Origin of the sequence: Caballeronia sp. LZ043 (assembly GCF_031451075.1) — a bacterium.
GTDB lineage: Bacteria > Pseudomonadota > Gammaproteobacteria > Burkholderiales > Burkholderiaceae > Caballeronia.
Genome location: NZ_JARUXT010000001.1, coordinates 361,597 through 377,330, shown reverse-complemented (window position 1 = coordinate 377,330; position 15,734 = coordinate 361,597). Strand labels below are relative to the sequence as shown.

Sequence of the window (15,734 nt, the reverse complement as noted above, 5' to 3'; positions counted from 1 at the left end):
CACCATGCCCGTGTTACATTTCAGCGTCAAACACGCAAAACTACCATATCGCCGATTAGCCGCAGCATGTCCGACAGCAGACGATCCGTCGACCCGAACGAAGTTGGACAAGCCCAGCCCAGCGGCAACGCCGAGCGCGTGCTTTCGCGCGTCTTCAGAATCGTTCTGGTCATCGCGGCGGTCCTCTATTTCGCGGTGGCGGCGCTCTATATCGGCTTGCGATACATCGTGCTGCCGCAGGTCGATTCGTTCCGCCCGCGCATCGAGCAGATGGTCTCGTCGAAGATCCACGCGCAGCTGCATATCGGGCGCATTTCCGCGCGCTGGTCAGGGCTCTCGCCGACACTCGATATCGACAACCTGCGCATCGACGCCGCCGACGGTTCGCCCGGACTCGCCGTGCCGCACGCCAGCGCGAGCATCGCGTGGAGTTCGCTGGTGCGGCTGCGGCCCAAGCTCGCGGACCTGATCGTCGACGGACCGGACGTGATCATCGCGCGCAACCCGGACGGCGCGCTGAGCGTCGCTGGGGTGCCGCTTCCCACGCACCGTACCGGCTCGAACGCGTTCACGACCTGGCTGCTCGGCCAGGACCGCATTCTTCTGCGCGACGGCACGCTGCGCTGGCGCGATGCGCAGCGCGCGGCGCCCGAGATCGCGTTCAAGCGCCTGCAAGTCGTGATCCTCAACCAGGGCACGCGCCATCGCGCCGCGCTCCAGGCGCCCGCCGACGGCGACGTGCTGCACGGGCCGCTCGACCTGCGCGCCGACTTCCGCCATCAGCCGTTCTCCGCGATGGGCGCGCCCGCGAACTGGACTGGCCGGCTGTACGCGTCCACCGGGCCGGTCGATCTGCCGATGCTCGCGCGCTACGTGAAACTGCCCTTCCAGATGTTCGACGGCCAGGTCAACAACGAAATCTGGCTCAACTTCGCGGGCGGTCAGTTGCAGAACGCGACCGGCGAACTGACCGGCTCGAACATCAGCCTGCGGGTGCACCCGACACAGCCGCGCCTCGACCTGCCGATCGCGCGTTTCGGCTGGACGGTCGCCAAGGACGACACCGCCTACACGCTCGAACTGCGCAACCTGCACGCCGAACTCGGCCAGTTGCCGCTCGACGACAACACGCCGGTGTCGCGCCTGCTGGTGTCGCGTCTGCTCACGGCCACCTTCCGGCCGCCGAGCGTCGGCAAGGGACAGCTGTTGCGGCTGACGGGCGATACCGTCGACATCGGCATCCTCGCGGAATTCGTGCGCGCGCTGCCCGTGCCGGCGAAGGTCCTCAACGAGCTGGTGCGCTTCAATCCGCGCGGCCAGGTGTCGAACTACACGATCTACACGGAACGGACCGCGCCCAAAACCGAAGAGGAAGCGGCCCAGCAGCACAAGAAGGGCGACGCCCCGCTGCTGCACTACGCCTTCAAGGGCGATCTCCAGGGACTCAGCGTGCAGGCCCAGGAACCGCCCCCCGGTCTCACCGTGAACAACCATCCGCGCGCGGGCATTCCGGGTGTCGAGAACCTGTGGGGCACGGTCGACGCCAACGAGAAGGAAGGCCGCATCACCCTCGACACGAAGAACGCGGCGATCATCATTCCCGGCGCCTTCGACGACCCGCGCCTCACCTTCGACACGCTGCAGGGCAAGGCGAACTGGAGCGTCGCCGACGCCATCGCGCCCGGCGAGCAGCGCCGCGCCTTCAAGATTCATGTCGATACGCTGCGCATCCGCAACGCCGACGCCGAAGCCGAAGCCACCGCCGACTACTGGAACCAGGGACACGGGCGCGGCAACCTCGATCTGAAGGCGAAGGTCGCGCACCTGAAGGTCACGCGGCTGGTGCGCTATCTGCCGACCAGCCTCAACGAGCGCGTGCGCGTGTATCTCGGCCACGCGCTGCAGGCGGGCACCGCGAAGAACGGCACGATCGAAATACATGGCGACCTCACGCGCTTCCCGTATGCCAAGTTTCCGAACGACGGCGTGTTCCGCATCAACGCGCCCTTCACCGGCGGCAAGTTCGATCCCACTCCGTTCCCGCCGCGCACGATGGCCAACGGCTTGCCGAACTTCTGGCCGGCGTTCGAGGGCATCGACGGCACCTTCACGCTCGCGCAGAACAGGCTTGGCTTCGACATCGATCGCGGCCATTACCGTGGGGTGAAGGTGTCGAAGGTGGTCGGACGTATCGACGACACCGGCAATCGCGAGACCAAATTGTGGATCGACGGGAAAGCGCGCGGCCCGCTCGCCGACATGCTCCAGTACGTGGACGACAGCTCGCTCGGCCTGATGGCGAAGCACCGCACGCGCAATATCGCCGCAAAGGGCGACGCCGTGCTCGACCTGACGCTCGGCATTCCGCGCTACCGTCCGCCCGCGCCGCAGCCGCCGCTCAAGACCGACTACAAGGGCTCGCTTACCTTCGCCGACAACGAAGTGGCCTACGGCAAACTGCCGTCGCTCACGCATCTGCGCGGGCGTGCCGACTTCGGCGCGAAGACCGTCACGCTCAATGGACTGACCGCGCAACTGCTCGGCGGCGACGTGCGCGCGAAAGGCGGCGTGCAGCCGGACGGCAGTTATGCGATCGACGTGAACGGCCGTCTCGGCGCGGACGCGGCGCAACGGCTGAACACCCACATCAGCCCGCAGGTGGTGCAGTTCATGAAGCGCATCAACGGCAGCGCGCCCTACGAAATGCACGTGCGCGGCACGAAGAACGCGCTGCCGAACGTGCAGGCGAGTTCGGATCTCGCGGGCCTCTCGATCGATCTGCCGGCGCCGTTCGGCAAGGCGCAAGGCACGCCGATGCCGTTCTCGTTCAGTTTCGAGCCTGCGCCCGGCGGTCCGTCCGACCTGCACGACGCGGAACTCACCCTCGGGCCGGTGCACGCGCACTACGTGCTGCAGCAGATCGGCCGCGCACAGGTGAAGATCGATCCGCAGAACGCCGCCGAACCGATGAACATGCGCGCACAGCTGAAGGTTGCGCGCGGCGCGATCGCCGTGAACAAGCCTGCCGATCTGCCGGCCGAGGGCGTGAGCGCCGTCGTGGAGCTCGACGAACTCGACGCCGACGCCTGGCGCAAGACCTTTGCCGAAATCAGCGCGGCGACGCCGGCAAGCGCCGCCGCCGCCAGTGCGGAACCCGACGCGCCGCGTCCACCCTTGAGCGAGAACGTGCGGCAGTTCATTCCGACGCGTGCCGCCATCCATTTCACGACGCTCAGGCTGCTCGACCGGAAATGGGAAAACGTCGTGATCGGCGCGAGCGAGACGGATCGCAAGTGGCAGGCGAACGTCGCGTCGAACCAGGTGTCGGGTTATCTTGCCTGGACGCCTGGCGCGACAAAAGCGAGCCCCGGCACCTTGCAGGCGCGCTTCGCCAAGGTCGTGATTCCGGAGAAGACCGAGAACGATCTCGTCGGCCGGGTGATCCGCAAGCCGCCGCGCAACATGCCGACGATCGATCTCATCGTCAACGAACTGGTGTTCCGCGGGCACAGCCTCGGGCGGCTCGAAGTGGATGCGCACAACGAAGTCGTGGCCGACGAACCGATCTGGACGCTCGACAAGCTCGAGCTCGACAACCCGGACGCCACCCTCACCGCACGCGCGACCTGGCGCACGCTGCCGGGCGCCATGACACCGACCGCACAGGCCGTGCCGCCCGACACCCTGCCCTACGACACCGACGACGGCCTCGCGCGCCGCACATCGCTCGACTTCCGTCTCGACGTCAGGAACGGCGGCCAGCTGATCGACCGCTTCGGCGCGCCGCATGTGGTGAACGCGGGCAACGGCACGGTGTCCGGCGAGGCGGCCTGGAACGGCGGCCCGACCACGCCCGATCCGAATACGCTCGAAGGCAAGCTCGCCGTGGATCTGCATCACGGCCAGATCCTGCGCGCGCCGGGCGCGGCGAAGTGGCTCGGCATCTTCAGCCTGCGCAGCCTCGCGAACCTGCTGACGCTGCATTTCGAGGACGTCGTCGGCAAGGGGCTGCCGTTCGAGAAGATCACGGGCAACGCGCGCATCGCCGACGGCATCGGCCGCACGGACGACTTCCTGATGGTCACGTCGCCCGCGCGCGTGCAGATGCAAGGTCTGGTCGATCTGCCGAAGCAGACGCAAGACCTGCACGTGAAGGTGATTCCCACCGTCGGCGCAGGCGTCGCCGCGATTCCCGCCGCGGTCATCAACCCGCTGCTGGGCCTCGGCGTGCTGGCGGCGGACATCGCGCTGTCGGCGTCGATCCGCAAGGCCTTCGCCGTCGACTACGCCATCACCGGTTCCTGGACGAAACCGGTCGTCCAGCGACTCAAGGGCGATCAGGGTAAGATCGAAACACCCGCGGCCGCCGTCGCGCCGGGCGCCGTCCAGTAAAAATACGGACGTGCGCCTTTCACGGCGGCGCTTGATTCGTCCTTTCAACTCGTCCCTTTTTCTCCTTCAGCGCACCCAAGGACATGAGCGAAACATCGAGCGAAGGCGCGGCCCCGTTCCAGGTCGCCGCGCTGCAGATGGTCAGCACGCCGGACCGCGAGCGCAATCTGGCCGCCGCCGGACAACTCATCGCAGAAGCCGCCCGCCGTGGCGCGCAACTGGTTCTGCTGCCCGAGTACTTCTGCTTCATGGGCTTCAAGGACACGGACAAGCTCGCCATCCGCGAGCAACCCGGCAGCGGTCCCATCCAGCAGTTTCTGGCCGACTCGGCGCGCGAGCATCGCGTGTGGATCATCGGCGGGACGTTGCCGCTGCAATCGCCGGAAACGGAACGCGTGCTCAACACGACACTCGTCTTCGATCCGCACGGCAAGCAGGTCGCGCGCTATGACAAGATTCATCTGTTCAATTTCGAGAAGGGCGAGGAATCGTTCGACGAAGCGCGCACCATCTGTCCCGGCAGCGAGGTGCGCACGTTCGAGGCGCCGTTCGGACGCGTCGGCTTGTCGGTGTGCTACGACCTGCGTTTTCCGGAGCTGTACCGGGAACTCGGCGACTGCGCGCTGATGGTCGTGCCCTCGGCCTTCACCTGGACCACCGGCAAGGCACACTGGGAAACGCTGCTGAAGGCGCGCGCCGTCGAAAATCAATGCTACGTGCTGGCCGCGGCGCAAGGCGGCACGCACGAGAACGGCCGCCGCACCTGGGGTCACAGCATGCTGATCGACCCGTGGGGCGAGATCGTCGACGTGAAGGATGAAGGACCCGGCGTCGTGCTTGGCGGCATCGACGCGCAGCGCATCGCTGCCGTGCGGCAGAGTCTGCCGGCGTACCGGCACCGCGTGCTCGCGTAGAAGACTTGAAGATGCGGGTTTCTCCCCGCACATGAATTGACGGAATCAGACCTTAGAATAGTCTTGGATTCGTCTGAATTATCACCGAACGCGTCGCGACCGACGCAACAGGCACCGAACAGGCACCGCATGAACATCATCGAACCCGGCATTCGCAACCTGGTCACGGCAAAAGACGTTTTGCTCACGCCGTACGGCCTCGACGAAGGGCTGATCACCCGCACGCTCGCGGAAATCTTCGAGCATCGCATCGATTACGCCGACCTCTATTTCCAGTCCACGCGCAGCGAAGCGTGGAGCCTGGAGGAAGGCATTGTCAAATCCGGCAGTTTCAGCATCGATCAGGGCGTCGGCGTGCGCGCCGTCTCCGGTGAACGCACCGCCTTCGCCTACTCCGACGATCTCTCGGCCGACTCCATCCGCCAGGCGGCCATCGCGACCCGCGCGATCGCGAAAGCCGGCGGCGGCAAGCACAAGATCAAGTCGGCCAGCGCGCTGACGGGCGTCTCCGGCCGCGATCTGTACCTGCCCGCCGATCCGCTGCACTCGCTCGAGGCGCATGCCAAGGTCAAGCTGCTGGAGCGCGTCGAGCAGATGGCGCGCAGCAAGGACCCGCGCATCACGCAGGTGATGGCGGGCATGGCCGGGGAATACGATGTCGTGCTGGTCGCGCGCAGCGACGGCGCGCTCGCCGCCGACGTGCGCCCGCTGGTGCGTGTCTCGGTGACGGTGATCGCCGAACAGAACGGCCGCCGCGAGATCGGCACGGGCGGCGGCGGCGGACGCTTCGACTACGGCTATTTCACGGACGCCGTGCTGCAAAAATACGTCGATGACGCCGTGCATGCCGCGCTCGTGAACCTGGAAGCGCGCCCCGCTCCGGCCGGCGCGATGACCGTCGTGCTCGGACCGGGCTGGCCGGGCGTACTGCTGCACGAGGCGATCGGCCATGGCCTGGAAGGCGACTTCAACCGCAAGGGCTCGTCGGCGTTTGCGGGACGGATCGGCGAACAGGTTGCGGCGAAGGGCGTCACCGTGGTCGACGACGGCACGCTGCCGAACCGGCGCGGCTCGCTCAACATCGACGACGAAGGCAATCCGACCCAGTGCACGACGCTGATCGAGGACGGCATCCTCAAGGGCTACATTCAGGACTCGCTCAACGCGCGCCTGATGAAGATGCCCGTGACCGGCAACGCGCGCCGCGAATCCTACGCCGCGCTGCCGATGCCGCGCATGACCAACACCTACATGCTCAACGGCGACAAGGATCCGCAGGAGATCATCGGGTCCGTGAAGAACGGGCTGTACGCGGTGAATTTCGGCGGCGGCCAGGTCGACATCACCAACGGCAAGTTCGTGTTCTCGGCCTCCGAGGCGTACATGATCGAGAACGGCAAGGTCACGTATCCGGTGAAGGGCGCGACGCTGATCGGCAGCGGCCCGGAATCGCTCAAGTACGTGACGATGATCGGCAACGACATGTCGCTCGACAGCGGCGTCGGCGTGTGCGGCAAGGAAGGCCAGAGCGTGCCGGTGGGCGTCGGCCAGCCGACGCTGCGCATCGAGAAGATGACCGTCGGCGGCACCGTCTGATTTTGCGAAGAACGTGCGGGAATTCCGCTTAGGTCAAGCTCGAAACATGCGCTCCGACTGATAATGATGCGGATTTTCCGCGTTCTTCCGCATTCAGGCTTGCCAGCTTCGCGTCTCAGAGGTTATAAACGCAGACACCACACTTTCGCCCGTCCTGATTCCGCCATGTCCGCCAAGTTTTATTTTTATTTCTTTTGGCATCTCAAGCCGCTGGCGGATGGAGAGGGGTGAGTACCGGTTGAACAAACCAAATTCCCGAAAAACCGCCAGCGAGTCTGGCGGTTTTTTTTTCGCCTTGCCGCCTTGCCGAATAGCGCTGGAACTGTCCTGTTGGAGAAACGAAATGCCCCCGCACAATACCGATGACGTCCGCATCCGTGAATTGAAAGAGCTGACCCCGCCCGCGCATCTGATCCGCGAATTCCCCTGCGCCGAACCGGTTTCCGAACTCATCTACAACGCGCGGCAGTCGATGCACCGCATTCTCCACGGCATGGATGACCGGTTGATCGTCATCATCGGGCCGTGCTCCATTCATGATCCGAAGGCGGCGATCGAGTACGCCGGACGCCTCATCGAGCAGCGCAAGCGCTTCGCGGGCGAACTGGAAATCGTCATGCGCGTGTATTTTGAGAAACCGCGCACGACGGTGGGCTGGAAGGGGCTCATCAACGACCCGTACATGGACAACAGCTTCAAGATCAACGACGGCCTGCGCGCCGCGCGCGAGCTGCTGATGCACATCAACGAGCTCGGGCTGCCCGCCGGCACGGAATACCTCGACATGATCAGCCCGCAGTACATCGCGGACCTGATTTCCTGGGGCGCGATCGGCGCGCGGACCACGGAATCGCAAGTGCATCGCGAGCTGGCTTCGGGGCTGTCCTGCCCGGTGGGCTTCAAGAACGGCACGGACGGCAATGTGAAGATCGCCGTCGATGCAATCAAGGCGGCGTCGCAGCCGCACCATTTCCTGTCGGTGACGAAGGGCGGTCATTCGGCGATCGTCTCCACCGCCGGCAACGAGGACTGCCACATCATCCTGCGCGGCGGCAAGACGCCAAACTACGACGCGGCGAGCGTCGATGCCGCCTGCAGCGACATCGGCAAGGCCGGTCTGGCGGCGCGTCTGATGGTCGATGCGAGCCACGCGAACAGCTCGAAGAAGCATGAGAACCAGATTCCGGTGTGCGCGGACATCGGGCGTCAGCTGGCAGCGGGCGATGAACGGATCGTCGGCGTGATGGTGGAATCGCATCTGGTCGCCGGGCGGCAGGATCTGAAGGAAGGGTGCGAGCTGACTTACGGGCAGAGCGTCACCGATGCGTGCATCGGGTGGGACGAGAGTGTTGGGGTGCTTGAGGGGCTGGCGGAATCGGTCAAGCTGCGTCGGGTGGCTCGGGGTGGGGGGAATTAAGGGCGGAGGGTTTAGCGTTTATCGCGGACCTGGTCGAGCTCGCGCGCAGCCGCAGCGGCATACTGCTCGTCCTCGCCCGCGAGTTCGCCCTTCGAGCGCAATCCCTCGAAGATGTCCTGGCTCCGGCGCAGCCAGACCGCCCGCTGCTCCGCCGTCTGCCCGGTGATCGTACCGAGCCGCAAAAGTGTGATGGCGAGGTCGGTGCGCCATTCGGCATTGGTCGGATCGCTTCGAAGCAGTGCCTCTGAGCCGTGCATCGAATCGGTCAACGACCCCTGTGCGAGTGCGCTGTTACCGTTCGCTTCGTGTGCGAATCCTACTTTTCTCTGACTGAGCGCGGCTGCGCGTTTCCATTCGAGATTCGATTCATCCTGCTTGACGAGTTCAAGCGAGATGGCGAGCGCCTCCTGATAACTCGATAGTGCACTCTTGAACTCCCGGTTGCCGAACTGGAGATTGCCCATGCGCATGCAGGTGTACGCGAGGTCGTCCTTCCATTCGAGATTCTTCGGGTCCTGCGCGACGAGCGCCCGGCGAATCGTCAACGCCTGAGCATAGTTTTCCTGCGCCTCGACACGCTTTCTTTGCCCAATCTGAGCGTTGCCCATCCGCTGCAGAATCTTGGCTTCGTTGCTGCTCCAGAGTGGCCTGTCGGCGTCGGACGGAGGAAGTGCGACCCGCCGCGCCTGCTCGAATGCCGTCAGCGCTTTTTCATGGTTGAGTTGCTGAACGTACGCGTCGCCAATCTTTTGCCAGGTCGACGACAAACCGAGTGCGATGACCGCATCCGTCGGCCGGCCTTTGAGCAGCCGCTCCCTGACTTCGACCGAATTCTGATATTCACGCAGCGCCTTGGCCCATTCCCGTCTCAGAACGTACAGGTCACCCACGCGTTGATACAGCGCCGCGCGGGCGCGCAACATCCCGGTCATGTCGGCGCCGGCATCGGCATACGGACTCGAAACATCCAGTCCTTCCCGATAACGGACAAGCGCTGCATCGGGCTTTCCAAGTACGACGAGCGCATCGCCGGAGCGCAGCAAGCTCGCCGCCATCGCATGTTCGTAGCCGCCTGGACGGCCCCTCAACGCACGCTGCTGTCCGGCGAGTGTTCGCGCCTTCTCGAACGTGGCCAGCGCCTCCTGGGTATGGCCGGAGATCATCAGCAGATCGCCGAGCCTGAACAGATTCCACGGATTGTCGGGTTCGTAGCGCACCGCGCGCTCGTAGGCCGCGATCGCCGTCTGGGTGTCCGACAGCGACGCCAGCGCGCCCTGATCGATAGCCAGTGTCGCCGCGCGCTCCCGCTGCGCCGCGCTGTTGGCGCCGTCGAGCTCCGCCGCCTTCAACGCGGCAAACTCCTGCTGGCGCAGCAACGCCTGAGCCGGTCCGGTATCGCCGATGGCGAGCAGATCGGCCGCATCGCGACTGGCCTTGTCGGCGGCCGGTTGACGCGCGGCCGCGACCACAGCGGCGACGGCCTGCCGGACGTCGTCGACCTGCCGTCCGAGTTCGGCGATGGCTTCGTCCTGGCCGCGCTGCCGTTTCCTGGTCTGCGCACTGGATGTCACCAGGCGCGCGACGATCACTCTCACTTGCGGATCGGCGGGATTGATGGTGACGATGTTGCGGTCGCCGAGAATGTTCAGGGCCACGCCCCCGGGCCCCGCACGGGCGACCTGCCCGGGCGAAGTCTGCTCTTCCGCGGCCCGGGCGTCTTCCGCAAGTCCTGCGAACAATCCGAGGCAGCCCACCGCGAGCCATGACCCGATCGGCTTCATGGCCGTGTGCCGCCTATCGTGACCTGATTGCCCGTTCCCAGAACATTGGCCGCAACGCCGCCGCTTCCCGCCATCGCGTTCTGACTCGGCGCCGCCTGACTTTCGGATGAAGTGTGCTGAACGGGCGCTGCGGGAGCAGCGGCCGCAGGAGCGTCGTTGCGGCCCGACGCATGATCGTTGCGCCCGATGAACCCCGCGCTGGCAAGCAGCGCAATCGCTGCGGCAACTCCGGCGCCGAGAAAGCGCAGGGTCTTCTGATTGCCCGGCAGGCCGAGCCAGGTCCAGACGCGACCCCAAAGTGACGCCGAGCGCGGCGGCTGCACGGCATTCCCCTTTTTGGAACCCATGTCGCCTCCCCCGCCGAACCCTACGAAGCTTTCAATATAGGTCGCATTTGGCCGGAGGAACCGCCAAATTCAGCGTCCAGACAGTCTGGATTAAGGCGGCGACGGGCTAGTCGCGTGGATTGTGCTCCCTCTTCCACAACACATCCGTCCCACCATCCACCCGATTCATCACCCTCGCCAGCACGAACAACAAATCCGACAACCGGTTCACATACCGTCTCGGCGCGTCATTCACCCCCGCGCTTTCCACCCGCCCCAACGCGACGATCGCCCGTTCCGCCCGCCGGCACACGGTCCGCGCGACATGCGCCACCGCCGCCGCCCGCGACCCGCCCGGCAAAATGAATTCCTTCAACGGCGGCAGCGTGGCGTTGTACTCGGCGAGCCACCCATCGAGTTGCGCCAGATGCGCCTCCTCGATCATCGCGTGCCCCGGAATGGACAGCTCGCCTCCAAGATCGAACAAATCGTTCTGGATCCGCGTCAGCGCATCGCGCACGTCGGTGGGCATCGGCTCGCACAGCAGAACGCCGAGCGTCGAATTCAGTTCGTCGATGTCGCCGATCGCCGCAATGCGCGCATCGTCCTTCGACACACGGCGGCCATCGCCCAGACCCGTGGTGCCGTCGTCACCGGTGCGCGTCGCGATCTTGCTCAAACGATTTCCCATCATCTGCTCCTGAAGCCCCGAAAACCTGCCGGCCCATTATAGGCACGCAAGGGCGCGCTCCCGGACCTCCAGCCCGCCCCGTCGAGCCGCGCCCCAAAAGCGTAAAATGAAACAAACAGGGCGCATGGCCGCACCGAATAGCACGGCCATCCGCGCAGAGCCCTGCCGGCCGCATCGGACCGTCGAGCGAAAAAAGCGAAAAACGCAACGTCCGTACCCAGCGCGCCGGAGACACACCGAACCTACCGCACGACAACGCACGCCGCCCGGAGACCCCGCCCGTGAACCATCCCAACGAACCCCACGTCTTCCAGAAGCGCCCCTTCCCCGCCGCGCTGCTCGACGCCCTGCAACAGCAATTCGCCGAACGCGTCTCCATCGCCCAGGCCGTGCGCGAACATCACGGCCGCGACGAATCGCCGTTCGATCCGCAACTCCCCGACGCCGTCGTCTTCGCGCGCAGCACCGAGGAAGTTCAGTCCATCGTCAAACTCTGCGCGCAGCACGACGTGCCGGTCATCCCCTACGGCAACGGCTCGTCGCTCGAAGGCCATTTGCTCGCGGTCCAGGGCGGCGTCAGCATCGACCTGTCCGAGATGAACCAGGTCGTCTCCATCAACGCCGAAGACCTCACCGTCACGGTCCAGCCCGGCATCTCGCGCAAGCAGTTGAACGAAGCATTGCGCGACACCGGCCTGTTCTTTCCGATCGATCCCGGCGCGGACGCCAGCATCGGCGGCATGACCGCGACGCGCGCCTCCGGCACCAACGCCGTCCGCTACGGCACGATGCGCGAGAACGTCCTCGGCCTCACGGTCGTCACCGCGGACGGCCGCGTCGTCAAGACCGGCACGCGCGCCCGCAAATCGTCTGCTGGATACGACCTCACGCGACTTTTCGTCGGCTCCGAAGGCACGCTCGGCGTGATCACCGAAATCACCGTGCGGCTCTATCCGCAGCCCGAAGCCATCTCGGCCGCCGTGTGCGCGTTTCCGTCGATCGGCAATGCCGTGCGCGCCGTCATCGAGACCATCCAGATGGGCGTGCCGATTGCCCGCGTCGAATTCGTCGACACGCTCGCCGTGCGCGCCATCAACCGTCACTCGAACCTGACCTTGCGCGAAGCCCCGATGCTGTTCTTCGAGTTCCACGGCACCGAATCCGGCGTGCAGGAACAGGCGCGCACCGTGCAGGACATCGTCGCGGAACATGGCGGCGAAGACTTCGAATGGGCAACGCGCCCCGAGGACCGCAGCCGGCTCTGGAACGCCCGCCACAGCGCCTACTTCGCGATGCTGCAACTCAAGCCGGGCTGCCGCGCCGTCACCACCGACGTCTGCGTGCCCATCTCCCGTCTCGCCGAATGCGTCGACGAAACCGAACAGGACCTGATCGCCTCGACCTTGCCGTGCCCGATCGTCGGCCACGTCGGCGACGGCAACTTCCACGTCGCGATGCTGCTCGACCCGGACAAGCCCGAAGAACTGGAGGAAGCCGAACGCATCAACCACCGGATCGTCGGCCGCGCGCTGAAGATGGGCGGCACCTGCACCGGCGAGCACGGCGTCGGGCTGCACAAGATGGGCTTCATGCTGGAGGAACACGGCGCGGAAGCCATCGGCGTGATGCGTGCGATCAAACAGGCGCTCGATCCCAAAAACCTGATGAATCCGGGGAAAATCTTCACTTTCGAAGGCTGACGAAGTCGCGCAAGATGCACGGATGACCTGAGCGCACGCCAAACGGCGCTCACGAAAGCGCACTCACAGCGCAGGCATCACAAGGAGGAGACATGAACGCCCCCGACGAGCTCAAGCCCGGGCACGTGGCGCCGGATCTGCCGCACGAAGACGCGCCCGAGCTCACCGAAGACCAACTCGCCGCGCGTCAGCGTGAAGTGGTGCAGGCGCTGATGGCCGTGCTCCCCACGCATTGCCTGCTGTTCCGCGACGAGGACACCGCCGCGTACGAATGCGACGGCCTCGCCGCCTACCGGCGCCTGCCGCTCGCCGTCGCGCTGCCAGAAACCGAAGCGCAGGTGCAGCGCGTAGTGCAGATCTGCAACCGCCTCGCCATTCCGATCGTGCCGCGCGGCGCGGGCACCGGCCTCTCCGGCGGCGCCATGCCGATCCGCCACGGCATCGTGCTGTCGCTGGCGCGCTTTCGCAAGATCGTCGAAGTGGATCCGTATGCGCGCACCGCCACGGTCCAGCCGGGCGTGCGCAATCTCGCCATCTCCGAAGCCGCCGCGCCTTACGGGCTCTACTACGCGCCGGATCCGTCGTCGCAGATCGCCTGCACCATCGGCGGCAACGTGTCCGAGAATTCCGGCGGCGTGCATTGCCTGAAATACGGCCTGACCGTGCATAACGTGCTGCGCGTGCGCGCCGTGACCATGGACGGCGATGTCGTCGAGTTCGGCTCGCTCGGGCCGGACGCGCCGGGCCTCGATCTGCTCGCGGTGCTGATCGGCAGCGAAGGCATGTTCGCGATCGTTACCGAGATCACGGTCAAGCTGATTCCGAAGCCGCAGACCGCGCAGGTCATCATGGCCAGCTTCGATGATGTCGTGAAAGGCGGCGATGCGGTCGCGGCGATCATCGCCGCCGGCATCATCCCGGCCGGCCTTGAAATGATGGACAAACCCGCGACGCGCGCCGTCGAGCAGTTCGTCAACGCGGGCTACGACCTCGACGCCGCCGCCATCCTGCTGTGCGAGTCCGACGGCACGCACGACGAAGTCGCCGAGGAAATCGTGCGCATGACGGCCGTGCTGCGCGAACACGGCGCCTCGCGCATCCAGATCTCGCGCTCCGAAGCCGAACGGCTCAAGTTCTGGTCGGGCCGCAAGAACGCGTTCCCGGCCGCGGGCCGCATCTCGCCCGACTACTACTGCATGGACGGCACCGTGCCGCGCCGCTCCATCGGGCCCTTGCTGAGACGCATCGAGGAGATGGAGAAGAAGTACGCGCTGCGCTGCATCAACGTGTTCCACGCCGGCGACGGCAACATGCATCCGCTGATTCTCTTCAACGGCAACGACCTCGACGAATGGCATCGCGCCGAGGCCTTCGGCTCCGACATTCTCGAATGCTGCGTCGAGCTGGGCGGCACGGTGACGGGCGAACATGGCGTGGGCATCGAGAAGATCAATTCGATGTGCGTGCAGTTTTCGCCCGAAGAGCGCGACGCCTTCTTCGCCGTGAAGCGCGCCTTCGACCCGCCCGGCCTGCTCAATCCCGACAAGGGCATCCCGACGCGCACGCGCTGCGCCGAGTACGGCAAGATGCACGTGCGCGGCGGCCTGCTGCCGCATCCCGAACTCGAGCGCTTCTGAAGCGCCGGCATCCACTCTCCCGCGCGCCGCGTGTGCGGCGCGCGTTCCGCTATCCATGTTTCTCCGAGTGCGGCGGCGTTAAGCGGCCGGTACAATCGACCGGACAGCCGTCAGAAGTCAGCACACTGAATCAGACAAGTCGAATCACGACATCGACGCTCAGACGGAACACTCATGGAACAGGACGACATCGTCGCCGGCTGGTCGGAACGGATCGCCCGGGCCACCGCCAATGGCACGCCGCTGCGCATCCGCGGCGGCGGCACGAAGGACTGGTACGGCCAGACGCTCCAGGGAGAGATCCTCGACTCGCGCGCGTATCGCGGCATCATCGCCTACGATCCGGCTGAACTCGTCATCACCGCGCGCGCCGGGACGCCGCTCGTCGAGATCGAAACGGCGCTGCGCGAACACGGCCAGATGCTGCCGTTCGAACCCCCCCACTTCGGCCGCAATGCAACGCTCGGCGGCTGCATCGCCGCGGGACTTGCCGGCCCGCGCCGCGCCTGGACCGGCGCACCGCGCGACTTCGTGCTGGGCGCCGTCGTGATGAACGGCCACGGCCAGGCACTGCGCTTCGGCGGTCAGGTGGTCAAGAACGTCGCGGGCTACGACGTCGCGCGGCTTCTCGCCGGTTCGCTCGGCACGCTCGGCCTGATCCTCGAACTCTCCATCAAGGTATTGCCGCGCCCCGTTGCCGAAGCCACGCTCAAGTTCGACATGCACGCCACCGACGGCGTGCGCAAGCTCAACGAATGGGGCGGCCATGCGCTGCCGATCTGCGGCAGCGCATGGCGCGACGGCACGCTCGCGCTGCGTCTCGCCGGCGCGGAAGCGGCCGTGAAGACCGCCCGCACCGCGCTCGGCGGCGAAGTGGTCGACGCGGTCGAAGCGGACCGCTTCTGGATCGGCATGCGCGAGCAGACGGATCCGTTCTTCGCGGTGATCGAGCCGCGTTCGGCGCTGTGGCGGCTCGCGTTGCCGTCGATCGCGGAGCCGCTGCACCTGCCGGGCGCGCAGCTGATGGAATGGGGCGGCGCGCAGCGCTGGTGGATCACCGACACCGATCCGCAAACCGTGCGCATCAGCGCCAAGCAGGCCGGCGGCCATGCCACGATCTTTCGGGCGGGCTCCGCTTATGACCGCAACGCGGGTGTGTTCACGCCGCTGCCCGCGCCGCTGATGAAGATTCATCGCGGGCTGAAGGCGGCTTTCGATCCGGCGCGCATCTTCAATCGCGCGCGTCTGTATCCCGATTTCTAGACGCATCGCTGGCCGAA

9 protein-coding genes are annotated in these 15,734 nt (G+C 65.9%); 7 read left to right on the top strand and 2 right to left on the bottom strand.

Going from position 1 to position 15,734, the window contains the following annotated elements:
• Positions 1-66 precede the first annotated feature (66 nt).
• The 4 genes from QCE64_RS01795 (at position 67) to aroG (ending at position 8,319) form a co-directional block, all read left to right on the top strand.
• Complete coding sequence (locus QCE64_RS01795; protein ID WP_310002503.1) at positions 67-4,392, top strand: AsmA-like C-terminal region-containing protein; 4,326 nt, start codon at positions 67-69, stop codon at positions 4,390-4,392.
• Between the two features lie 83 nt (positions 4,393-4,475).
• Positions 4,476-5,306, top strand: a complete 831-nt coding sequence (locus tag QCE64_RS01790; protein WP_309913825.1) for a carbon-nitrogen hydrolase family protein — start codon at positions 4,476-4,478, stop codon at positions 5,304-5,306.
• Between the two features lie 129 nt (positions 5,307-5,435).
• Complete coding sequence (gene tldD / locus QCE64_RS01785) at positions 5,436-6,902, top strand: metalloprotease TldD (protein WP_309807256.1); 1,467 nt, start codon at positions 5,436-5,438, stop codon at positions 6,900-6,902.
• A gap of 343 nt (positions 6,903-7,245) precedes the next feature.
• Entirely contained in the window at positions 7,246-8,319 is a 1,074-nt protein-coding gene (gene aroG, locus QCE64_RS01780; protein WP_309913821.1) for a 3-deoxy-7-phosphoheptulonate synthase AroG, read from the top strand.
• An 11-nt stretch (positions 8,320-8,330) separates the two neighbouring features.
• Here the strand turns inward: aroG and QCE64_RS01775 are convergent, their stop codons facing one another.
• On the bottom strand, positions 8,331-10,397 hold the full coding sequence (locus QCE64_RS01775) for a tetratricopeptide repeat protein (protein ID WP_310002502.1): 2,067 nt from the start codon (positions 10,395-10,397) through the stop codon (positions 8,331-8,333).
• Positions 10,398-10,553: 156 nt separating this feature from the next.
• Complete coding sequence (locus QCE64_RS01770) at positions 10,554-11,117, bottom strand: cob(I)yrinic acid a,c-diamide adenosyltransferase (RefSeq protein WP_309913812.1); 564 nt, start codon at positions 11,115-11,117, stop codon at positions 10,554-10,556.
• Positions 11,118-11,398: 281 nt separating this feature from the next.
• Between QCE64_RS01770 and QCE64_RS01765 the strand changes: the two genes are divergently transcribed.
• The 3 genes from QCE64_RS01765 (at position 11,399) to glcE (ending at position 15,717) form a co-directional block, all read left to right on the top strand.
• Positions 11,399-12,817, top strand: coding sequence for an FAD-linked oxidase C-terminal domain-containing protein (locus tag QCE64_RS01765; RefSeq protein WP_309913809.1), 1,419 nt, complete (start codon positions 11,399-11,401; stop codon positions 12,815-12,817).
• Positions 12,818-12,909: 92 nt separating this feature from the next.
• A complete protein-coding gene (locus QCE64_RS01760; RefSeq protein ID WP_309913806.1) occupies positions 12,910-14,454 on the top strand; it encodes an FAD-linked oxidase C-terminal domain-containing protein in 1,545 nt (514 codons plus the stop codon).
• A 174-nt stretch (positions 14,455-14,628) separates the two neighbouring features.
• The gene (gene glcE / locus QCE64_RS01755) at positions 14,629-15,717 is read left to right on the top strand and encodes a glycolate oxidase subunit GlcE (protein WP_309913803.1); all 1,089 of its coding nucleotides are present in this window, start codon (positions 14,629-14,631) and stop codon (positions 15,715-15,717) included.
• The last annotated feature ends 17 nt before the right edge of the window (positions 15,718-15,734 follow it).